Raw genomic sequence first — 329 nt, 5'->3', positions numbered from 1 at the left:
CTATTTTATACAACACTTATCATTGGAACGGTCGCGGGATTTTTAATCGGTTTTATTGTTGACTTTCAAACCCACATAAATGATCTGAGTAACGGACAATTTGGTGGTTTTTTCATGATCATCATCACGGCCTCTATTTGGACAGTGATTGCACAAATGGGTTTTTTCGCTTATTTGACGATACATCGTTTTGGCCTTGGGATTTTTAAATCCGCTAAGCTTTGGAATAGAGTACAAATAGTAATTATTGCGTTTGCATTATTCGATTTAATGTTTTTCCGTCACTTGCTTTTTGCTGATGAAGGAGAAGGTATGCTTGGCTACACTAT

The 329-nt window shown here is 36.5% G+C and carries 1 protein-coding gene; it reads left to right on the top strand.

Translation table 11 applies throughout. The features are described from left to right. The coding region (locus AOA60_RS01335) for a KinB-signaling pathway activation protein (RefSeq protein WP_178075302.1) at nucleotides 1–329 on the top strand (329 nt) is incomplete at both ends.

Origin of the sequence: Pseudomonas sp. 2822-17 (assembly GCF_002742485.1) — a bacterium.
In the GTDB taxonomy this organism is placed as follows: Bacteria; Pseudomonadota; Gammaproteobacteria; order Pseudomonadales; family Pseudomonadaceae; genus Aquipseudomonas; species Aquipseudomonas cyclaminis.
Note: the sequence above shows the minus strand (reverse complement) of the source record. Positions and strands in the feature narration are given on the sequence as shown.